The organism is Pseudomonas sp. LBUM1672 (assembly GCF_059695655.1).
This window is the reverse complement of the sequence record NZ_CP166781.1, coordinates 669,064-690,466: the sequence shown is the minus strand read 5'-3', so window position 1 is coordinate 690,466 and position 21,403 is coordinate 669,064. Positions and strand designations below refer to the sequence as shown.

Below are 21,403 nucleotides of genomic sequence, written 5' to 3'. Positions count from 1 at the left end.
GCGTATCAACGAGTGTATTGACCCAATGGCCGCACCCGGTTTGTTCAGACCGAGTTCAACTTCTCGACGAGCACCTTGAGTTCAAGGCTGCTTTCGCCCTGATCGAACAGGGTTTGCCACAGCTCATGGACGCCGACCTCAAGCGTACCGCCAAGGACTTGCACACTCAGTTTCAGCGACTGGGTCAATGCCCAATCCTCAGATTGAGCCGATCGGAAAACAAGGCTGCTGCCGTTGTCCGGATCGGTGAACAGCAGGTGCGTGTCCGCCCTGTCGACACGCCAGTCATCCTGCGCCCCGGTTGCCAGAATCAGGCGCGTGGACATTGCGTCAACGCCAGGCCAGTCAGTGCAATCAACCACAATGCAATCGAAGTGCTGCCAGACCGCGTCCGACACGTGATAAATCGACCCCGTGACCGCGCCTCCCAGAATCACTGTGCTGACACCGTCGGGCACCAGGGCCAGAAGGTCTTTCACCTCTCCCGCCACCTCCAGTGTCATGACATCCCCCTCACGGCTGGCCTTGTTCGCTGCAACCCACAGAACCTCTTTGGTATTGCGGTTGAAGATCAAGCCCTCCACCGGATCAAACAGCAGCGGAACACTCCCTCGCTGGGTTCCGAGGAAGTTCGCCCACTGTCCGTCGGCCCTGCCGGAAACCTCAAATACACGATTGAGTTCAGGCACGTAATAAGCATAACGGCCGGTCGAGTACCCGATCGGCAGGTAAGGTGCATGGGCCTGACCGGACACCAGGTTTTTCAGGCGTTCTGTCAGCGCTTCCGTCGACTCCATGTAACGATAGGACCAGGCGTTCTCGACACTGACAATCCGGGCCGGTTCGCCTTCAATCAGTTCGAGATTGACCCCCTCACGGGTACGGCCACGCAAACCGGTGCCATAGGGCAGCACTTGCGAAAATGTCCATGGCCCCCACACTTTTTCCGGTCGCGGTAGCGCGTCAGCATTGATCAACCGCCTGCCGCTGCCAAACGCGCGGCTCAACTGCTCGGGTTCGATGAACGCCTGACGGTAGAGGTGGCCGGTGCTCAGGCCGAGTAACCAGGCGTGCTTGCCATCACGAGTGACGGACAGCAGACGGCAACCCTTTTCAGCCGCGATATCCGCTATCAACAGCTTGTTGCTCAGATAACGCGCGAAGACAGGCAACTGGCCGGTGATGTCCGACAGTCCGGAGAGCGACATCAGCGAAACCGCATATTCCTTGCCAAGGGTTTCCAGATCGCTCATCCACATCGGGTGAGCATCCAGCCACTCCCCCGTTACGCCGTTAAGGAAAAAGCTCGCGTCCTGGCGAACGTCAAACATCAACCCGGACTCGTTGACGACCAGATACCCGCCGTCGCTGATCCTGAGCATGACGTTGCCTGGAATTGGAACCCGTTGCGCTTCAGTGCCGGTAAAGGCTTGGTGATAGAGGTGTTGACTGAGCGCATCGTGAAAAAGGAACGCTGTAGCGTCCGGGTCATTCAGTGGTAGCAGGCTCAATTGGGGTTGCGCCGCAGCGGTTTCGCTAACGGGCAGGTGCGGCGTCAACACCTGGCGGCTCTGACCGTTGATCCATCTTGGCAGCGACGGCTTGTCGAGGTCGCCTGACGTCACCGTCACAAAGGACGCAGGTTTCCAGGACGCTTGCCCTTCGGCGCCGCCGACATCAGCGGCGACCGGCATATCGAGCTGCTGTAACAGCGCAACGACATCTTTCAAAGTATCGAAATAGTCAGGTGGCTCGCTCGACACCGATACCAATGTGATTTCCAGGCCATGAATCAGATAAACCACCAGGTAACGCTGGGTCTTGGTCAGGCGCACCCGTTGGGTCACTTGAACGACGCCGGCCCCCCGATCCAGGCAACCGATGATCTGTGCCTCCTCACTTCCCCGGTTGAAGACGCTGTAGCGCCAGGTGGTCAAACCCGTGATGGCATTGACTCGCCATATCAGGGACTGGTCCGGGTGATAGAAATAAGCGTGATCGTCTTGCACCCCGGCCAGTTGCAGTTTGTCGCTGACGGAGCCCTGGAATTGGCGGCCATAAACGAACCGCTCTTTAGCCACTTCGTACCAACCCACGGTGTATTGCGGTTTTTCCAGATTGCCAAAAGGCAGCAAAAACTTGCCCGCAGGTATCAGAGCATTGGTTATGCGCTGCTGCCGGTGAAGCACTTTCAAACGGTCAAGTTCAGCCTGCGAGTAACGTCCGTCGGCCGCCTGAAGTGATGCCAGATTCAGTTGCCGGTGTTCGCGGTCAACGCGGTAGGTTTCGAGGTTTTTTGTTCGAACATACACTTCGGTGCCGGTATCGATGCTCAGCTCAATACCGTCGATGTTCAATCCCGCGTCGCCGATACTGACTTGTTGTGGTGTGATCCAGTCGGCGATCAACACCCAGCTCACCGCCTCGTCACCCGGGCGCGCACTGAGTTGGACCGCCACGAGTCCTGGCCTGAGTGCGAGTGAGTAAGCCCCCCTCATCGTGTCGATACGGTAAGAAACCTTGCCCCTCATCTCTCGCGGTAATTCAGGAACGTACAGCGCCCGCGTTTCATTTCCTACGCGCACGGTAATGATCGTGGGCTCATAAACAGGATTGAGTTTGTAGAGGATGTGCGGGAAAGGTCTGGCGTGGGTGAAGTAGAAACCTTCTTCCCTGGCCTCAAGATCCCGTAAAACGTCATATTGTGGATACGATTTACGGGGCAGGAGGGATAAGCTGCCGACCACGCTCAAGAGCAGGTCGCTCCACTCAAAGACTTCCGGATCGGAACCCAGCTGATACTCATAACCGTAATAGCACGTGGGTGTACCCGGAAGCAGCAAGGCCGAATCTGCCGTGACAGCGTTGAATCGACCATGAACGCGCGGACCGGGAATCGCGACCTGTTTTGGCAGCCCCATGCTTTCGCGAACAATAATGGCGTTCTGTTTGTTGCCATCGGGCCGCGGGAGCCCTGAGCCACCCAAAGAGCGAAAGAGCCCCTGACTGCCGAACACCATCACCCCTTCGCGAAGATCAAGCATCTCCACCACCGACTCGGGCGTTATCGATACAACCCCCTCCTTGACCGAAAACGCCTGCGGGCTATACGCCGTTTTGAACCGGGTAAACAGTTCGGCCACTTTCTCGGCCTTGTCCATGATTTGTCCGAGATTGCCGGCAATCGCCGTGACGCCGATGCCGATACCCAGCAGCGGCACCGACAAGAACCCTGCGACTGCACCTGCTGTCCCGCCGACCACCAGCGCGACGCCATCGAGCACAACCGCACTGACATCGAACAACAGCTGAGTGCCGAAACGCGCTTTTTGTTCGTGGTTTTCTGCGTTGTAGAGCTCATAAATATCAAAACCGATATTGACCACGCCCAACACCTGCCCCAACCCCGGGCCGGCGACACGCGTCAGCAGCCGCCCGCCCGCCGAAGCCGTCCTGACGGCGATCGCTCGCTCGGCAGTCACCAGCTGGCGAATCAGGTTCGCCATTTGCAGCGTGTCGAGCGCGATACCGTGGGCTAACTGCGCGTAACCCAGGTAGCCATGAAGACGAACGGCGACGGCCAGGTTCGACTCTGTTCCAGGCGACGCATTGTGGTCGCGATTGCGAAGTTCGGTGATCAACGCCTGGAAACCAAACGCAAAACTCAGCCGGCTACCCTCGGAAACATCCGTCGGATCGACAGGTTTATGTCCATCGCCGGGGCCCGCCAGGTACTCGATACTCTTGTCCAGAAACGATTTGATCTGCTTGAGGAACGGCTCTTTGGTTGTCACCTCGCGGATTCGTTGCGTTTTGACATCCATGAACGACAGTGTGTAGCCGTCATCCGGTTGGGCTTGCAGGGTGGCGAATACGGGCACGTACTCACTCCCCAGCTCATTCGCCGCTCTCACTCGGTTTGTGACCTGATCCATCTTCGTCGCCCAGACGCTGGCATCCCTTTCGGACAGGCCACGTCCCAATCGAGCGTTTTCGGACAGCGCGCGCGTGCGCAATTGGGCGTGATGAGACCACGGCGCGACGCTTTTTCCCGAGCTCAAGGATTCATTGCCCAACAGCGTCGATACTTGCAGTTTCGATGGCAGGTGCTTGCTGGCAAGGCGCTTGCCATCCAGTTCAATCACATTGAAAGGTGAGCGATTCGTTGACTCGATCGCATACTGCCTGGCCAGGTCGGACGTGCTGAACAGTGTCTTCATGCCAAGCTTGAGATGGTCTAACCGATCAAAACCGAAGACACCAAAATTGGGATCGTAGAAAGACCAGCTACTGTGTTCGGCCGTCCCGGTCCTGGCCACCATCATCGAATGGTTTTCGGTATTGAGCATCAACGTGCAAGGTGCGGATTTAGCCGCCAACGTCTCGAAGATTCCGTCGAAACTCAACGCGCCGAGCTTGTCGCCAAAATCGGACTGGGGGATGGCGCGTAAATCGTCGAGCGCCTGAAGAAAGGCATGGGTATCACTTTCACTGGGCGAGAAATGCGCATTGGCCAATCTGCCGCTCAGTGCCTGTACGGCTTCGCGGCCCTGATGAGTCGCCGCCGCCATCAGCAAGGCCAGTGGATAACAGCGCCTGCCGGGGTCGCCGTCGCCCCGGACCAGCAAACCCTGCGGCATTAACCGAGCCATCGACGCACCCGCCTCCAGGAGTGTTTTACGCACCGAGGCACTGCGCTGAAGAATGTAGGTGCGCAGCTCGTACTCAGTCTGATGTCTGATGCGAGCCACACTCTCGCCCCATTGCCGAAGCGTCAGCGGTTTCTCGAATGAAAGAACCTTAAGTACCTGAGCGCTTTCCCTGGAGGGTTCAAACGGCGCTTTGACAGCGGCAAACGCCGCTTCGAACGCGGGGCTTTTCTGCGTGAGCAACACCTGTTCGATCGCCATGTAACGCTCGGACAGGCCCCGGTCAGACGTATTTTGCGCGAGCGCGCCAAGCTGCTGCCAGGCGGTGGTGAAACCGGCATTGTCCAGGGTCGGAGCGCCGAACAGACCGCCGAACACCACCCGATGTACCGGACTCAATTGTTCGAGCGGCAGAGACCCACGGGCAATGCGAACGATCATTTCATTCAGATTGCCAATCGGATCGAAACCAAGGGAAACCGGCAGTTCTGCAAGGGGCTGGTTCAGAATTCGTTGACGTTCATCGAAGTCCAGGGAAAAAGGTTTATCAAAACTCAACTCACCGCTGAGCTTTTCGTTCATCGCACGGATGAAGGGTTCCCCCAGCTCATCCATCAACCGCTGCAGGGTTCCAGTCAGCAAAACCGGTCGTCCCTCGATGAGCGGCCAGCCCTTTTCGAAGCTTAGGGTTTGCCCTCTCAACAGCTCGGAAAAATTCCCCTTGTAGCGTGTTTTCAGTTTCCCTTCGGCCCAGTTTGCTTGCTCCTTTTGCAACCATTCTTGCGGTGTTGCATTGATCGTCCAGCCAGAAACCTTCTCTTCTTCGGTGGCCACGTTGTAGCCATCCGATAATTTCAACCGATCTCGAACTTCGTCTTTCCCCTCAAACAGGAGATGCTTCTCCACGTACTCCTCAAGCCCTTTAATAGCAGCCCCGGGCCCGGTTAAATCAATGGTCCCTCGGGAGTCATAACGAATACCGTCACGGTAGTAAGTACCAATGGCAGCAACCAATTTGCCTAAATACTCTCGGCGCGTTTGTGACAGCGCAGGCACCTCGGCATTTTTTTCATTCACCATCGCCACGAGAATATCTTCTACGGCCGCGTTACTGTTCCAGTCTGCACCCTCCGTGCTCAATCGAGATTCAAACGCTGACAGGAAATCGTAGTTGAACCTGATAAATTCGATAATTGCCTGGATCGAGCCAGCGCCGGCATGCGCCACGATATGGGAATTCATTTCACCGTTGTTCTGAATCGCCATGCGAATACCGTCCATGGGCGTTTCACTATTTACCGGTACCGAGAATATGTCGTTAACACCCGGACGCTGCAGCGCAAACTCGGTTAATGCTTTCCTGTGTTGTTCAGGAATAATCATCGTGCGGTCAGGGTATCGACCGGGGTCGCGGCCGGGCATCAACGACTCATTGTGATTGAGCAGGAGTTGCAATACGCCAATTCGCGCACGTTCGTCGAAGGACGTGATATCGACACCGCCCAGTCTGTTCTTCAATTGCGGCAAGTAGTCCACATCACTGTAGCGGCCGCCCTCCAGCGCTTCGACCTGCAAACGAACCACATCGCTGGCGGCTGCAAAGTTCCCTCGTCCTGCCACCTCGCGCTCATACACGTCCCATAAAAGGTGTTCTTTGAACACCTCACGAACGTCGCGCAGCCTCAGATGCTCATCAATCATCGCCAAGTGACTGTCCAGGCATTTTTGTCTGAACGCGATGAGGGTGGCCTCATCCTTGCCATAGGCACGGACCATCAGATCAATACGCGCCTCATCTGCCTTGCCAGCCCAGCGTTCCTGACTGAGATGGGCCGCCATCTGCACCTTCAGCACCCGGGCCCGATGCTCGATCATCCGGGCCAGTTCTGCCGGCGTGGCGATTGTCGCTCCCCCCGACTCCATGGCATGCGCCCTGGCACTTTCCAGAATCACTCGATTCATCTCGAACGCCAGCACTGCGTCACTGTCGTACCACAGGTTGAACGTATGGCCTTCCTTGACCATGACCTCTTTCCAGATGTTGATGTAGTCTCGCTGAATAGCGCCTACTGCGCTCCCGCCCACCCAGACGAAGTGCATTATTTTCGGCACTGGCGATGCAACCGGATTCAACATCCGAACAGTCTGGACGAGTCGGTTTGAATAGTTCTCGAGCCGCGCAGAGAGGTCGGCCAACGCTGGCGATATCGGCGCGGTTCGCTGGCCAATCAGAGCGTCCAGCGTGTCTTTGAACAATAACAACGGCGCCATCAGGTCAGTCCATCGCTGATCCTTTACGCACGCTGTGTAATAGCCAACCAACGCGTCATATTCAGGCGCGGCGTGAAACTCTCTCGCGAGTGTTTGAACATCGTCTGACTGGAAATGCTGAAGAAACGACTTACCCGCCAAGGCTGGTACCTGAGATTGATTCATAACATCCATGTCCTTATAAGAATTTTTAAATACGCGCCGTCAGCAGCGTCGCGCACGGTCCATCCGTCGACGTTTGCGACCCTGAACTAACTTTGAAAACCAGCGCTGAAGGCTCTGGCGGTGATGGCACTCCAAACAACCTGAACAGTTGCTCTAACGAGGCCTCTATCGAACACAAGACACAACAAACACTAATTAAGCTATAAGACCCAAAAAATACTAAGCGATAAAATTAACAACCTCAATCGAACAACCAGCCAATTAAATAATTACACTTAAGCTCGCCAAACAAGTGTAACTTTTATATTTGACGGAAACGCTTATTAACAAACCGCGCGCGGCCGCAAACCAAACGGCCTGCGTGGGTTGTTTCAGAACATGAGGAGCCGGATCGCGAATTGTCTGATACGTCCGCGAGCACTTTCCACGCGTGTCCGGTCAATGTACTGCGGGCATGCGGACGTTTTTCTGCGGATGCGCGGTGAAAAATCTTACGCTCCGGAAGGGGGGACTGCGGCCAGCAGATCTGGCCGCGATGGCTTACCCGGCAGGCTTGTCGCCGTACCAGCGTGGCGTATACACCCACTGGCCACCCTCCGCGCGAGGGAACACGCAGGTGGTGGAAGAGCCGATCAACACCATGGTGCGCATGTCGACTTGATCAGGGGTCAGTTCACCGAGCGTGGTGACACGCAACGTCTGGCCCGGACGACCAATGTCGCGCCCCAACACCACCGGCGTTTCAGCGGTGCGGTGCTGCGCGACGATCTCCAGTGCTCGCCCCAATTGCCAGGGACGCGACCGCGAAATCGGGTTGTAGAACGCCAGCGCCAGGTCAGCCTGCGACGCCAGGTCCAGCCGTTTCTCGATGATCGACCATGGCTTGAGATTGTCCGACAGGGACATCACGCAGAAGTCGTGACCCAGTGGCGCACCGGCCTGAGCCGCCGTTGCCAGGGAGGCAGAGACGCCCGGAAGAATCTCCAGATCAACGCTGTGCCAACCCGGCTCACTCGACTCGTGCAATGCTTCAAGCACCGCCGCAGCCATGGCAAACACGCCCGGATCCCCCGACGACACCACCACCACCGACCGCCCTTGGGCCGCCAGCTCGAAGGCGTGGCGAGCGCGCTGCATTTCCTCGCGATTGTCGGTGCAATGCAGTACTTGATCCTCGCGAAACGGCCCGGCCATGCGCACGTAGGTTTCATAACCCAGCACGTCATTGGCACGCGCCAGTTCGGCCTTGACCGCCGGCACCATCAGTTCGGCGGCGCCAGGGCCCAGGCCGATCACGGCCAAGCGACCACGCGCACGACCGATCTGCGCAACCTCCAGTGGCTGGTTGGCCACCGCGACGGCAATGCCGGTTTCAGCCGACACGACGGCAGCGTTCGGCACAGTGTGGCGGGCCAACTCGCTGACGTCGCCGCTGACCGAGGCAAATCGCAGCGGCACGCCCAGCTCCAGTGCCGCTTCACGCAACGCAGGATTGACCATGTGCAGTTCGCTGGCCAACAAACACGCCAGCGACTGCACGGCGATGTTCGCCTGATGCAGCGACGTGCGAATCGCGTCCGGCAGATCCGTCACCTCGGCGTTCACCGCCACCAGCACGTTGCGCGAATAGATCAGCAATTCATTGGCTGCCGGCGTGCGCTCGGCACTGCCGACATGGATCGACAACGACGCCAGTGGGTCTTCCGGTAACTGCGCTTGCGCCAGCCACGGCGCGGCGCCTTCGATGCGCACGCTTTGTCCGGCGAGCAAATCCGAGACGAAGCGCTTGCCCAGTTCCAGATCGCCGAGGGCGTAGCCGCTGGGTGGATTGAGCAGGCAAGTGCCGAAGCGCAATTCACCGCTGGTGGTGATCGCCGCACCCACTTCGAGACCGGCAGCAATTTCCCGAGCCATGACGTTCACGCCACCGAGTCCGCCCAGCAGCGGCACCACGGCGCTGCCGTCTTCGGCGACGGCCAGCACCGCTGGTTCGGCGCCCTTTTCCAGCAGCAATGGCGCCAGGGTGCGAATCACGATCCCGGCAGCGCACAGGGCAATGATCGGTGTGTCGTGCAGATACAACTCACGCAAGGTCGCGCCGAACTCGTGATAGACACGGTCCGCGCCCTCAACCCGCTCGTCCAGGCCATGGATCAAGGCACCGGGGTAAATCTGCTGGATCTTGCGTGCGGTCGCGAGGCTGCCATTGCCAAGAATGACAATCGCCGGAACTGGACGGGCCATCAGCCTTGCCACCTTTCACCGGGAACGATGATCAGCGAGAAGTACGGCGAGGACATCGGCTCGACCTGATCCAGCGGAACGATTTTCTGATTGGCCATGGTCGCGCGCTCGACGTACAGCGCACGCTCCGCCAGACCAAGCTCTTCGAGCACCTGACGGACCTTGGGGAAGTTGCGCCCCAGCTTCATGATCACCGCCGCATCGGCATCGGCCAGTCGACGCTTGAGGTCCTCGTGCGGCAGAACGCCGGACAACACCGACAAACTCTGATTGCGATAGACCAACGGCGCGCCCAGCACCGAAGCGCCGCCCAGCATCGAGCACACGCCCGGCACCACTTCGGCTTCGTAGCGTTCGGCCAGGCGATCGTGCAGGTACATGTAGGAGCCGTAGAAGAACGGATCGCCTTCGCAGATCACCGCCACGTCACGGCCAGCGTCGAGGTGTGCGGCAAGTTCTTCACCGGCCGCATCGTAGAAATCGCTGATCACTTGCTCGTACGACAGCGGCGCCGGCAGCGCTTCGGTGGTCACCGGATACACCAGCGGCAGCAGCGTTTGTGCGTCCTGCAAATGCGCTTCGATGATGCCGAAAGCGTTGCCCTTCTTGCCCTTGGCGACGAAGTACGCCACCACCGGCGATTCGCGCAGCAGGCGCAGGGCTTTGACGGTAATCAGCTCCGGATCACCGGGGCCGACGCCCAGGCCGATCAAGCGTCCAGGTGACTGCATCATTCGATCTCCGTGGCGAGGGCGTTGACGGCGGCGGCGGCCATGGCGCTACCGCCCAGCCGGCCTTGCATGATGACAAACGGCACGCCGCGGCTGTCTGCCGCGAGCGCTGCCTTGGATTCGGCGGCGCCGACGAAGCCGACCGGGAAGCCGAGGATCAGTGCCGGTTTCGGTGCGCCGGCGTCGAGCATTTCCAACAGATAGAACAACGCGGTCGGCGCGTTGCCAATCACCACCACGCTGCCTTCCAGATGCGGACGCCACAGCTCCAGCGCGGCGGCGGAACGGGTGTTGCCCAGCTCACGGGCCAGCTCCGGAACGCTTTCATCGCGCAGGGTGCAAATCACTTGATTGTTGGCCGGCAAGCGCGTGCGGGTCACGCCCTCGCTGACCATTCGCGCGTCGCACAGGATCGGCGCACCGGCGGCCAGCGCATCGCGCCCGGCCTTGCCCGCGCCTTCGGAAAACTGCAGACCGTCGATGGCATCGACCATGCCGCAGGCGTGTATCACTCGCACCGCGAGTTTTTCCAGATCGGCCGGGATGCGCTCAAGGTTGGCCTCGGCACGAATGATCGCGAAGGAGTTGCGATAGATCTCCTGACCGTCGCGGATGTAATCAAGCATCTAAGGGGCTCCGTGAGCGGGCGTCGAGCAAGGCCGCGACCGCTTCAATAGTAAGGTTGCGTGCGTGCAGCGTGCCGAAACCCGGCTGCGCTGCATCGCGAAAATAGAGGTCGTAGTGACCGGAAGAAACCGCCAGCAAGGTCACTGGCGCAACGTGTGCGGCCGCGCAGGAACGCGGGCAGCCGGACAAATGCACATTCAGCGTCTGACCGTGGCGTTGCAGCAGTGCCGCCAGTTGCCGGGCATCGCCCTTGGTGTCGGCCAGGCCTTTGGCGCATCCGGTCGCGCCGGTGCAGGCGATGAGATGCGCCAGGGCATCGTCGGCTGAGCAGCGCAGGCCGAGATGTTCGAGGCTGTGGATAACGTGAGCCGCGTCGTCGGCATGAACGCCGGGGATCAACAGGCTTTGCCAGGGCGTGAAACGCAAAGAGCCGTCGCCCTGTTCGCGGGCCAGGTGTGCGGCGCCCCGGAGCATCGCCGGATTCAGGCGGCCCAGCGGTGGCACTGCGCCGATGTACACACGATTGGCACCACGCTGCGGATGAGCGCCGATGTGCAGCACATCTGGATTAGCCCGGCGTTGCCAACCCTCAATGGGCATTAACGGCACACGTTCGGCGAGTAGCGCGACAAACCCGTCGAGTGAGCATTCGGCAAGCAGATGCCGCATGCGGGTCTGCTCGGGGCGCGCCAGTTCAAGGAACAACTCGAGCACTGCGACCACCAGTGTATGCCCCCGCTCCAGCGATACCGCACCTACGGGCGAGTCGACAAGGCAACCCGCCAGGCCGAACACATACACTCGCTCACCGTCTCGTTCAGTGGCGGACAACCAAAGATCATGAGGGTGTTCGAGCATCGCCAACCCTTCACCGCCATCCAGTTGCACGGCGAACTTGGCGCTGAGGTCGTGGAAGCGTTCATCGATTTGCAGCGTGACGAGGATCTGTTCAGCCAGCGGGCGCGTATCGATCAGCATCTGCGGATCAAAGCCGGCGCCGGGGCTGAGCATCAGATTGCGCACATCATCGCCCGCCGCGCTGGTCGGGCCGAGCCCGGCGGCCATCAGGCTGTCGATCAACGCGTCGTGCTCACTGCCGATCCCGCGAATCTGCAGGTTGGCGCGGTTGGTGGCCTCGATCACTCCGCCTGCAAAACGCTCGGCCGCATCGGCCACCGCTTCCGCCTGAACCGCGCTGATGGAACCGCCTGTCAATTTGATCCGGCAGATGCCGCCATCCAGTGCCTGGACAATACGCAGCAACCCCGGGCAGGCCGAGGGGCGTAAGGCTGAGGACATCGGGCGTTCGTTCAAGGGGGCGACCGGCAATGGGGAAAGACGCTTCGCGGGCGAAGGCGCGGTATTATGCCTGCTTTGTCAGGCGGCATGAAAAGCCTGCCCGTCGGAACAGCGCGTTTGAAGACTATTTTTGAGGGCTACAGATGTCACCCTGGCTGACAGTAGTGGGAATCGGCGAAGACGGCTTCAAGGGCCTGGGCAAAAACGCCCGGCACGCCCTGCTGCGCGCTTCGCGGATCGTTGGCGGTCAGCGCCAACTGGATTTGCTGCCGGCCTGCATCCGTGGCGAGCGGCAGTTGTGGCCCAGCCCTTTTTCCCTTGAACCGGTCCTGACGCTGCGTGGCGAACCGGTCTGCGTACTGGCCAGCGGTGACCCGATGTTCTTCGGCGTCGGTGCCAGCCTGGCCCGGCAAGTGCCCAACGCTGAAATGCTGATCCTGCCCGCGCCCTCTTCCTGCTCGCTCGCAGCGGCGCGAATGGGCTGGCCGTTGCAGGAGGTGGTGACGCTTTCGGTGGTCGCCCGTCCCCTCGCCGCACTCAACGCGCAGTTGTTCAGCGGCGTGCGTTTGCTGGTGCTGAGCAACGATGGCCAAAGCCCGGCCGCCATCGCTGCGTTGCTGCGTGAGCGCGGTTTCGGTCCGAGCCGTCTCAGCGTGCTGGAACATCTGGGCGGAACCGCCGAACGGCGCATCGATGGGGTGGCCAATGACTGGAACAATCCAGCAGTCGCCGCCCTGAACCTGATCGCCATCGAGTGCATCGCCGAGCCGAACTCACCGCGTCTCTCGCGACTGGCCGGCCTGCCAGACTCGGCCTTCCAGCACGACGGTCAACTGACCAAACGCGACGTCCGCGCGATCACCCTTGCGCGCCTCGCCCCAGTGCCCGGCGAACTGCTGTGGGATGTCGGCGCCGGCAGCGGCTCGATCGGCATCGAATGGATGCGCGCTCACCCCGGTTGCCGCGCGCTGGCGATCGAAGCCGATGAATGCCGGCAGCTGTTAATCGAACACAATCGCGATGCCCTCGGCGTGCCGGGTTTACAGCTGATTCGCGGCAGTGCGCCGCAAGCCTTGGTCGGGCTTGAACGTCCGGATGCAATATTCATCGGTGGCGGCGTTACCCGCAAGGGCGTGCTCGACGCCTGTTGGACGCAACTCAAACCCGGCGGCCGACTGATCGCCAACGCGGTCACGCTGCAAAGCGAAGTGACCCTGATGGCCTGGCGCGAGCGCCACGGCGGTGAGCTGACCCGCATTCACGTCGCCCAGGCCCAGCCACTCGGGGAGTTCGACACCTGGCGCCAGGCGTTGCCAATCACCTTGCTGGACGTGACGAAGCCTCTCGATGCGTGACGAAACCGCCGAACAACCCGCCCCACTGCGCAGCGGCCTGACCACCGGCAGTTGTGCCACCGCGACCAGTCTCGCGGCGGCGCGTTTGTTGTTGAGCGGGATGACTGCGGACGCCGTCGAAATCGTATTGCCCAAGGGCAAGCAGGTGCAGATGCGCCTGGAGTTCTGCCGACTGATCGACGACGGCGCCGAAGCCGGGACGATCAAGGATGCCGGGGATGACCCGGACGTGACCCATGGCGCTTTGTTGTATTCCCAGGTGCGATTGAGTGCCGCGCCGGGCATCCGTTTCAACGCCGGTCGCGGCGTCGGCACGGTGACCCGGCCGGGGCTGGTGTTGGGTGTTGGCGAGCCGGCGATCAACCCGGTGCCGCGCAAAATGATCAGCGAGCACCTGACGTTGCTGGCCACAGAGCTCGGCTACGGCGGCGGCTTTGAGGTCACGATAAACGTCGAGGACGGCGAGGCGCTGGCGCTGAAAACCATGAACTCGCGCCTGGGCATTCTCGGCGGACTGTCGATCCTCGGTACCAGCGGCATCGTCCGGCCGTTTTCCTGCGCAGCCTACATCGCCTCGATCCACCAGGGCATCGACGTCGCCAAAACCAACGGTTACCTGCACATCGCCGCGTGTACCGGCAACGCCAGCGAAGACACCATGCGCCGTGTCTACGACCTGCCGGAAATCGCCCTGATCGAAATGGGCGACTTCGTCGGCGCGGTCCTTAAACACTTGCGCAAAGTGCCGGTAGAAAAACTCAGCCTGTGCGGCGGCTTCGGCAAGATCAGCAAACTGGCGGCCGGGCACATGGATTTGCACAGTCGGCACTCCAGCATCGACCTGCCGCAACTGGCCGAATGGGCCGCCGCGATCGGCGCCGACGAGGTGTTACAGCAAGGCATTCGCGAAGCCAATACCAGCCAGCAAGCCCTGGCGATGGCCAGCGCGGCGGGCATCGCCCTTGGTGATGCGGTATGTCAGCACGCGTTGGATTTTGCCCGCAGCGTGGTGCCGGCGCAGGTTCAGGTTGAAGTGTTTGCCATCGATCGCCAGGGCGGGATTGTCGGCCACGCGGGAGCTTTTCAATGAAGCGTATTTTGCTGCTGGGCGGCGTCACCGAAGCCTTGGCCATCGCCCGCACCCTCGGGCCGGAACACATCTACAGCCTGGCCGGCGTCGGTCGCGTGCCGACGGATCTGACCTGCCAGGTGCGCGTTGGCGGTTACGGCGGCGCCGAAGGCCTGGCGCAGTTCATTCGCGATGAAGGCATCGACTTGCTGCTGGACGCGACCCATCCCTACGCCGCACAAATCAGCCACAACGCCGCCACCGCCGCGAAGCTGACCGGCATCGCATGCTGGGCATTGCGGCGCCCGGCCTGGCAACCACAGACCGGCGATGACTGGCGGGACGTCAGCGATTGGGCCGAACTGATCGCCGCCCTCCAACCCTTCCACCGACCGCTGTTCACCCTCGGCCGCGAGCCCTTGCAACACCTGCATGAAATCCCGCCGGAGCAATTCTGGACCTTGCGCGCACTGGACGTTTACCCCGGCAACGACCGCTGCGAAGTCATCGGCGCGCGCGGGCCGTTCCTGATCGAGGATGAACGGGCGTTGTTTGAGCGGCGACAGATTGATGTGCTAATCAGCAAGAACAGCGGCAGCACCGCGACCGAGCCGAAGCTGGAAGTGGCGCGGGAACGCGGGGTGCCGGTGATTGTGTTGCGGCGGCCGGTGTTGCCGGGGGTGGATCGGGAGTTTGGGTCGGTGGGTGAAGTGCTGAAAGCCCTGTCGGTGTCAGACGAATCCTGATTTCTGCCTAACCCTGCGAATCTGCCGGCAACACTCTCGGACGGAGCTGGCTATTCACGCTATGGCTTCAATCCTATAGTCCGGGTTCTCAAATTCTAACAAGCACACCAACCCAACATCTTAGGGACGATCAAATTCGGCCCGAGGAAAGTGCGGCTTGCCAACCTGTATCCCAAGGAATACGATCGAACATGATCGACTTTGAACGATCCCGAGCATTTGGTGATTGGCTTGATTCACTGAGAGACGTCATTGGCAAAGCTCGGATCATCGCGAGGCTTCGAGCAGCCGAACATGAGAATTTCGGAGATTGCGAACCCGTAGGCGGCACTGTTTATGAAATGCGCGTGCATTACGGTCCCGGTTACAGGATCTATTTCACCCGACGAGGTGAAGTGGTTTATCTGCTGCTGATGGGCGGTGACAAGTCGACACAAAAACGAGATATCAAACGCGCCATTCAACTAGCGCAAAACATCGGTAATGGGGAGTCATCATGACCGAACAATTCACCCGTTTCGACGCTGCCGAATTTCTCAAAACACCTGAGGAAATGGCCGCTTATCTGGATGCATGCTTTGACGAAGATGCAGGCGATGGAGTGCTCATACGTGCCGCACTCAACGACATTGCCCGCGCACAGGGTATGACCCAGGTTGCCCGTGACGCAGGCCTGGGTCGTGAAAGTTTGTACAAAGCATTGGGAAGCACTGGCAATCCGGAATTCGCGACTATCATGAAGGTTATGAAAGCCTTGGGCCTGCGCTTGCATGCCACGGCTCTCTGATCGCACTGCGACACCACACCGCACGCCGCTTTTTTACTTATCGGCCCTGATCAGGCTAAATAGCCGCGCCTGATCGCCCACCCAACGGATTTTGTCCCATGTCCCGACAACGGCTCGCAATTGCCTGGATCGCCTGCTTCGCAGTGCTGTTCAACATGCTCGCCATGCCGATGACTGGAGCCATGGCGCAATCGGCGAAGTCACCCGCCGAGCAATTGTTGTGGGGCAGTTTCTGCACGTCCAGCGGCACCAAGATGGTGGCGATTTCCCTGGGCGACCTCGAGCAGAAAGCTCCGCAGAGCGACGATCATTCCAACATGCAGCATTGCTGGTGCTGCTCAGGTTCCGCTCCGCTGGTGGCGTTGCCCGGGCATGTGCCGCAGCTGTATTTCGCCCGTTTCGAGGCCAATCGAAGCGTGCCTGCCACCTCTCTCGATACACCCACCCCGCGCCAGCAATGGCCGAGCCTCAACCCTCGAGCGTCCCCTCTGGTGTGATTCTTTCTCGCAATTGACCTGCGTCTTGAATCGCTCTGGAGAACTGCCATGTTGAACAAACTCATCGTTCTGGCTGCGTTGCTGCTGCCTGCCTGCTTTGCCAATGCCCACGAATACAAGGCTGGCGAACTGGAGATCGCTCACCCTTGGTCGCAAGAGTTGCCGCCCAACGCGCCAACCGTAGCGGCCTATTTTGTCATTCAGAACCCAGGCAAAACGGCCGACCGCCTGCTAAGCGTCGACTCGCCGATTGCCGGTGAAGCGCAATTGCATGAGCACGTCATGCAAAAAGATCTGATGAAAATGCAACAAGTGCCGAGTGTCGAGATTCCTGCCGGTGGCAACGTCACCTTTGCGCCAATGGCCTATCACGTGATGCTGGTGAACCTGAAAGACCGTAGCCTGCTGAGCGACGGCAAACGCTTCCCGCTGACGATGCACTTCGAAAAGGCCGGTGATGTGACGGTCGAAGTCTCGGTGCAGAAGAAGCCGCCGGAAGACATGCAGATGCACGTCCACGCCCAGTAATCGCCTGAGCAGTACACGCCATGCGCCCGCTTAGCGCCAGGTCATCCGCACACCGTCGTCAGTCGTCTGGCCTGACGCGCGGCAGCTGGATCAGCCTGTTCGCCATGCTGATGATCTTTATCGGCCCGCTGATTTCTCAGTCGATGCCGATGGATCAACGCGCCTCGTCGATGTCGATGAGCATGTCGATGGACATGAGCATGGACATGTCGGCCATGGAGCACGCCGGCCACGGCGCGCAACCCACCGCCGAACACTGCCCGCCCAAAGCCTCGCACCACGCGCTCTGGGAAAAATGCGGCTATTGCAGTCTGCTGTTCAATTGCCCGGCGCTGACCGGTGGCCAGACCTTCGTCGCGTTCGATACACCAACAGCCACCACCTTCACCTCTCCCTCCCCCCGCCTGGGCCATGCCCGGCAAACCTTTTTCCCCGGCGCCCGCACCCGCGCCCCACCTGTCGTCGCGTAAACACCCACCTCTGATTTCACACGGTTTCGAAGACAACCATAGCAACCTGTGGCGGTGGACTAGTGTGGCGAGGGAGCTTGCTCCCGCTTGAGTGCGCAGCACTCACAAAAGGGGCCGCTACGCAGCCCAGCGCGAGCAAGCTCGCTCGCCACACAAGTTCGCTCCCACAAGGGATTGCGTTGGTTGCCGGCCGTGTCGTTTACGACTGTTCGATGGAAATTGTCATGTCCAGGTTTGCTGCTGACACACGCTTGAGCCCTGCCCAAGCTTCTTTTGCCCAGAACGAATCGAGTATTCGTTTCAGGCGCGCCACCGCCATCCTTTGCGGCGCATTACTGGCACCCACGGTGCTGGCCGACGAACACGCGGGCCACAGTGAAGAACTGAGCCCGACGGTGATCACCGCCATCGCGCCAAGTTCGCCGCTGACCATCGTCACCAACCCCAAGGACCCGCGCCAACCGGTGCCGGCCAGCGACGGTGGCGACTACCTGAAAACCATCCCCGGCTTCGCCCTCGTACGCAACGGCGGCACCAACGGTGATCCGGTGCTGCGCGGCATGTTCGGTTCGCGACTGAACATCCTCACCAACGGCGGCCAATTGCTCGGTGCCTGCCCCGGTCGGATGGACGCGCCCACCTCCTATATTTCACCGGAAACCTACGACAAACTCACGGTCATCAAAGGCCCGCAAACCGTGCTCTGGGGACCGGGCGCATCGGCCGGGACGATCCTTTTCGAACGAGAGCCGGAAAGCTTCGGCGAACTCGGTACGCGCGTGAACGCCAGCGTATTGGCCGGCTCCAACGGCCGCTTTGACAAAGTGGTGGACGCCGCTGCCGGCGGACCGCTGGGTTACGTGCGCGTGATCGGCAACACCGCACATTCCGACGACTACCGGGATGGCAACAACGACACCGTGCCCTCGCGCTACGACAAATGGAACGGCGACGTGGCACTCGGCTGGACGCCGGACGCCGACACCCTGCTGGAGCTGACCGCCGGCAAGGGCGATGGCGAAGCGCGTTACGCCGGGCGCGGCATGGACGGTTCACAGTTCAAGCGTGAAAGCCTGGGCTTGCGGTTCGAGAAGTCCAACATCGGCGAGGTGCTGGACAAGGTTGAAGCGCAGATCTACTACAACTACGCCGACCACGTGATGGACAACTACACCCTGCGCACACCGTCCGGCACCGGGATGATGGCCGGCCCGATGGCCTCCAACGTCGACCGCCGCACCCTCGGCGGGCGAATCAAGGCCACATGGCGCTGGGCTGATGTGCAGTTGATCAGCGGCCTCGATGCGCAGACCAACGAGCATCGCCAACGCGGCAGCATGGGCATCGATACCTACAAGGACCTGCCGTACACCAAGGATGCCGACTTCCATAACTACGGTGTGTTCAGCGAGCTGACCTGGTACGCCGCCGACCGTGACCGGCTGATTACCGGTGCGCGCCTGGACCGCGCCTCGGCCAAAGATTATCGGCAGACCACCGGTTCCGGGATGATGACCCGCCCCAACCCGACCGCCGACGACACCCGCGCTGACACCTTGCCAAGCGGTTTCGTGCGCTACGAGCATGACCTCGCCGACAGCCCGACCACGCTGTATGCCGGCCTCGGTCATACCCAGCGCTTCCCGGATTACTGGGAACTGTTTTCACCCAAATCCGGCCCCGCCGGGTCGGTGAATGCCTTCGATTCGATCAAGCCTGAAAAAACCACCCAGCTCGATGTCGGCCTGCAATACAAGACCGAAGACCTCGAAGCCTGGGCCTCGGGTTACGTCGGCCAGGTGCGCGATTACATCCTGTTCAACTACACCCCGACGATGATGGGCACCACGTCCCAAGCTCAGAACATCGACGCGCGAATCATGGGCGGCGAACTCGGCGCGGCCTATCAGTTGACCTCCAACTGGAAAGCCGACGCGACCCTGGCTTACGCCTGGGGCAAGAACAGCAGCGATGGCAACGCCTTGCCGCAAATGCCGCCGCTGGATGCGCGTTTCGGCCTGACCTACAGCGAAGACAACTGGAGCGCCGGGGCCTTGTGGCGCGTGGTCGCGGCGCAAAACCGCATCGACCAGAACAAGGGCAACGTGGTGGGCAAGGACTTCGATAAGACCTCCGGTTTTGGCGTGTTCTCGCTCAATGGCGCCTATCGCATCAACAAAAACTGGAAGGTCAGCAGTGGCGTCGACAACCTGTTCGGCAAGGCGTACGCCGAGCATTTGAACCTGGCCGGCAACGCCGGTTTTGGCTACCCGGCCAACGACCCGCAGGCCATTAAAGAACCGGGGCGAACGCTCTGGACCAAGGTGGACATGAGCTTCTAAGAGCATCGCGGGCAAGCCCGCTCCCACATGGACGTGGAGAACCTGTGGGAGCGAGCCTGCTCGCGATCGGTTGCGCAGCAACCGCAAAACAAACAACTAAAAGATCCATGCCAAAGCGGAGCACATGTGATGAAACAACCCAAAGTAAATTTCTACAACCTGGCCTGGCGCTGGCATTTTTATGCCGGTCTGTTCGTCGCGCCATTCATGGTGATGCTGGCCCTGACCGGCATCATTTACCTGTTCAAGCCGCAACTCGATCCGTTGATGTACGGCAGCCTGATGAACGTCCCGGCCGGGCATCACAGCGTCCCGGCCGAGGACCTGCTCAAGCGGGTGAAACAGGCGTATCCACACGCCACGATCAAACAGTACCTGCCGCCGGTCAACGCCGAGCGCAGCGCGCAGTTTGTCGTGATCAATGGCGGCACCGAGCTCAACGTATTCATCGATCCCTACCAGGGCGACATCCTCGGCGAGCAAGACGCCAAGAAGAATCTGCAAGCGGTGGCGCGAGCGATTCACGGTGAATTGATGATCGGCACCGTCGGTGATCGGCTGGTCGAACTGGCCGCTGGATGGGGCGTGGTACTGGTGGTTTCCGGCATGTTCCTGTGGTGGCCGCGTGGCCAGGCGGCCGGCATTTTGTGGCCGCGCCTGACCAGTCGCGGTCGAGTGTTGTGGCGTGATTTGCATGCTGTTACCGGCTTCTGGGGCGCTTCGTTGCTGCTGGTGATGCTGCTTAGCGGCATGACCTGGACCGGGTTCTGGGGCCAGAAATACGCGCAAGTGTGGAACGTGTTCCCGGCGGCGATGTGGGACAACGTGCCCAAGTCCGACGTCGAGGCCCGCAGCCTCAACTCCGCCACTCGCCAGACTGTGCCGTGGGCCATGGAAAACACGCCGATGCCAATGTCCGGTGACCACGCCGAACACATGGCCCACGACGGCGCGAAATCCGGCCCAGCGGCGCCAACCATCAGCCTGCAAGACGTGCAGAACATCGCCGTGCAACGCCAGGTCGAGCCGGGTTACAGCATCACCTTCCCGACCACAGACACCGGCGTGTTCACCATCGCCGTGTTTGCCGACGACCCGCGCAACGACGCCACGCTGCATGTCGATCAGTACACCGGCGATGTCCTCGCCGACGTGCGCTTCGAGCAATACGGCACCGTCGCCCGCGCCACGGAAATCGGCGTGATGCTGCACGAAGGCAAGATGTTCGGCGTGTTCAACCAGATCATCGTGCTACTGATCTGCCTGATGATTTTGCTTAGCGCGGTCAGCGGCGTGGTGATCTGGTGGAAGCGTCGGCCACAGGGAAAAATCGGTGTGCCGCCGCTGCGTCACGACCTGCCGAAATGGAAAACCGCCATGGTGATCATGTTTGCATTGGCGGTGATATTTCCGCTGGTAGGTGCATCCTTGGTGGTGGTCTGGGTATTGGATCGCGTGTTGTTGTCGCGCTTCACCCGACCAACTGAATCGGCCTCATCTTCATCGTGAAACAGGCGAGATGCGCGGATCAGAGAGCCCTGTAGACTTTCCGCGCTTGGCTCAGCATCATTCTTAGCGTTACTGTATAACTCAAGCGTACCGTTTTAATCAGCAGGCCCCATC

At 60.3% G+C, this 21,403-nt stretch carries 15 protein-coding genes; 10 read left to right on the top strand and 5 right to left on the bottom strand.

Translation table 11 applies throughout. The features are described 5' to 3' along the window. Positions 1-44: 44 nt before the first annotated feature. From ACA053_RS03045 to cobG, 5 genes are all read right to left on the bottom strand, one after another. Positions 45-7,085: a TcdA/TcdB pore-forming domain-containing protein gene (locus tag ACA053_RS03045; protein ID WP_497394515.1), complete on the bottom strand. Its 7,041-nt coding sequence runs from the start codon at positions 7,083-7,085 to the stop codon at positions 45-47. Positions 7,086-7,625: 540 nt separating this feature from the next. Continuing rightward, the gene (gene cobJ, locus ACA053_RS03040) at positions 7,626-9,329 is read right to left on the bottom strand and encodes a precorrin-3B C(17)-methyltransferase (protein ID WP_497394514.1); all 1,704 of its coding nucleotides are present in this window, start codon (positions 9,327-9,329) and stop codon (positions 7,626-7,628) included. Beyond that, the gene (locus ACA053_RS03035; protein ID WP_497396116.1) at positions 9,329-10,060 is read right to left on the bottom strand and encodes a precorrin-2 C(20)-methyltransferase; all 732 of its coding nucleotides are present in this window, start codon (positions 10,058-10,060) and stop codon (positions 9,329-9,331) included. The genes cobJ and ACA053_RS03035 overlap by 1 nt, the downstream gene beginning before the upstream one ends. Then, complete coding sequence (locus ACA053_RS03030; RefSeq protein ID WP_046054534.1) at positions 10,060-10,686, bottom strand: precorrin-8X methylmutase; 627 nt, start codon at positions 10,684-10,686, stop codon at positions 10,060-10,062. The genes ACA053_RS03035 and ACA053_RS03030 overlap by 1 nt, the downstream gene beginning before the upstream one ends. Further along, entirely contained in the window at positions 10,679-11,986 is a 1,308-nt protein-coding gene (cobG, locus tag ACA053_RS03025; protein ID WP_497394513.1) for a precorrin-3B synthase, read from the bottom strand. The genes ACA053_RS03030 and cobG overlap by 8 nt, the downstream gene beginning before the upstream one ends. Before the next feature lie 143 nt (positions 11,987-12,129). Between cobG and cbiE the strand changes: the two genes are divergently transcribed. From cbiE to ACA053_RS02975, 10 genes are all read left to right on the top strand, one after another. After that, positions 12,130-13,341, top strand: coding sequence for a precorrin-6y C5,15-methyltransferase (decarboxylating) subunit CbiE (gene cbiE, locus ACA053_RS03020; RefSeq protein WP_497394512.1), 1,212 nt, complete (start codon positions 12,130-12,132; stop codon positions 13,339-13,341). Continuing rightward, positions 13,334-14,431: a cobalt-precorrin-5B (C(1))-methyltransferase gene (locus ACA053_RS03015; protein ID WP_497394511.1), complete on the top strand. Its 1,098-nt coding sequence runs from the start codon at positions 13,334-13,336 to the stop codon at positions 14,429-14,431. The genes cbiE and ACA053_RS03015 overlap by 8 nt, the downstream gene beginning before the upstream one ends. Next, on the top strand, positions 14,428-15,156 hold the full coding sequence (locus ACA053_RS03010) for a cobalt-precorrin-6A reductase (RefSeq protein WP_497315324.1): 729 nt from the start codon (positions 14,428-14,430) through the stop codon (positions 15,154-15,156). Before ACA053_RS03015 ends, ACA053_RS03010 begins: the two co-directional genes overlap by 4 nt. Before the next feature lie 191 nt (positions 15,157-15,347). Continuing rightward, positions 15,348-15,656, top strand: a complete 309-nt coding sequence (locus ACA053_RS03005; RefSeq protein ID WP_219093764.1) for a type II toxin-antitoxin system RelE/ParE family toxin — start codon at positions 15,348-15,350, stop codon at positions 15,654-15,656. Continuing rightward, a complete protein-coding gene (locus ACA053_RS03000) occupies positions 15,653-15,943 on the top strand; it encodes an addiction module antidote protein (protein ID WP_109627766.1) in 291 nt (96 codons plus the stop codon). Before ACA053_RS03005 ends, ACA053_RS03000 begins: the two co-directional genes overlap by 4 nt. A gap of 98 nt (positions 15,944-16,041) precedes the next feature. Further along, positions 16,042-16,440: a DUF2946 domain-containing protein gene (locus tag ACA053_RS02995; RefSeq protein ID WP_109627765.1), complete on the top strand. Its 399-nt coding sequence runs from the start codon at positions 16,042-16,044 to the stop codon at positions 16,438-16,440. A 48-nt stretch (positions 16,441-16,488) separates the two neighbouring features. Then, a complete protein-coding gene (locus ACA053_RS02990) occupies positions 16,489-16,968 on the top strand; it encodes a copper chaperone PCu(A)C (protein ID WP_497394510.1) in 480 nt (159 codons plus the stop codon). A 20-nt stretch (positions 16,969-16,988) separates the two neighbouring features. Continuing rightward, positions 16,989-17,438: a DUF2946 domain-containing protein gene (locus ACA053_RS02985; RefSeq protein WP_497394509.1), complete on the top strand. Its 450-nt coding sequence runs from the start codon at positions 16,989-16,991 to the stop codon at positions 17,436-17,438. Positions 17,439-17,662: 224 nt separating this feature from the next. Next, the gene (locus ACA053_RS02980) at positions 17,663-19,780 is read left to right on the top strand and encodes a TonB-dependent copper receptor (protein WP_497394508.1); all 2,118 of its coding nucleotides are present in this window, start codon (positions 17,663-17,665) and stop codon (positions 19,778-19,780) included. Between the two features lie 129 nt (positions 19,781-19,909). Beyond that, positions 19,910-21,289, top strand: a complete 1,380-nt coding sequence (locus tag ACA053_RS02975; protein WP_497394507.1) for a PepSY-associated TM helix domain-containing protein — start codon at positions 19,910-19,912, stop codon at positions 21,287-21,289. Positions 21,290-21,403: the final 114 nt, after the last annotated feature.

Excerpts from the sequence above, each read along its gene's own strand:
- ACA053_RS02995 (WP_109627765.1), top strand. The coding sequence starts at position 16,042 with ATGTCCCGACAACGGCTCGCAATTGCCTGGATCGCCTGCTTCGCAGTG.
- cbiE (WP_497394512.1), top strand. The coding sequence starts at position 12,130 with ATGTCACCCTGGCTGACAGTAGTGGGAATCGGCGAAGACGGCTTCAAG.
- ACA053_RS03035 (WP_497396116.1), bottom strand. The coding sequence starts at position 10,060 with ATGCAGTCACCTGGACGCTTGATCGGCCTGGGCGTCGGCCCCGGTGAT.
- ACA053_RS03030 (WP_046054534.1), bottom strand. The coding sequence starts at position 10,686 with ATGCTTGATTACATCCGCGACGGTCAGGAGATCTATCGCAACTCCTTC.
- ACA053_RS02980 (WP_497394508.1), top strand. The coding sequence starts at position 17,663 with ATGTCCAGGTTTGCTGCTGACACACGCTTGAGCCCTGCCCAAGCTTCT.
- ACA053_RS02975 (WP_497394507.1), top strand. The coding sequence starts at position 19,910 with ATGAAACAACCCAAAGTAAATTTCTACAACCTGGCCTGGCGCTGGCAT.
- ACA053_RS03010 (WP_497315324.1), top strand. The coding sequence starts at position 14,428 with ATGAAGCGTATTTTGCTGCTGGGCGGCGTCACCGAAGCCTTGGCCATC.
- ACA053_RS03000 (WP_109627766.1), top strand. The coding sequence starts at position 15,653 with ATGACCGAACAATTCACCCGTTTCGACGCTGCCGAATTTCTCAAAACA.
- ACA053_RS02985 (WP_497394509.1), top strand. The coding sequence starts at position 16,989 with ATGCGCCCGCTTAGCGCCAGGTCATCCGCACACCGTCGTCAGTCGTCT.
- ACA053_RS03045 (WP_497394515.1), bottom strand. The coding sequence starts at position 7,085 with ATGAATCAATCTCAGGTACCAGCCTTGGCGGGTAAGTCGTTTCTTCAG.
- ACA053_RS03015 (WP_497394511.1), top strand. The coding sequence starts at position 13,334 with ATGCGTGACGAAACCGCCGAACAACCCGCCCCACTGCGCAGCGGCCTG.
- ACA053_RS03005 (WP_219093764.1), top strand. The coding sequence starts at position 15,348 with ATGATCGACTTTGAACGATCCCGAGCATTTGGTGATTGGCTTGATTCA.
- cobG (WP_497394513.1), bottom strand. The coding sequence starts at position 11,986 with ATGTCCTCAGCCTTACGCCCCTCGGCCTGCCCGGGGTTGCTGCGTATT.
- ACA053_RS02990 (WP_497394510.1), top strand. The coding sequence starts at position 16,489 with ATGTTGAACAAACTCATCGTTCTGGCTGCGTTGCTGCTGCCTGCCTGC.
- cobJ (WP_497394514.1), bottom strand. The coding sequence starts at position 9,329 with ATGGCCCGTCCAGTTCCGGCGATTGTCATTCTTGGCAATGGCAGCCTC.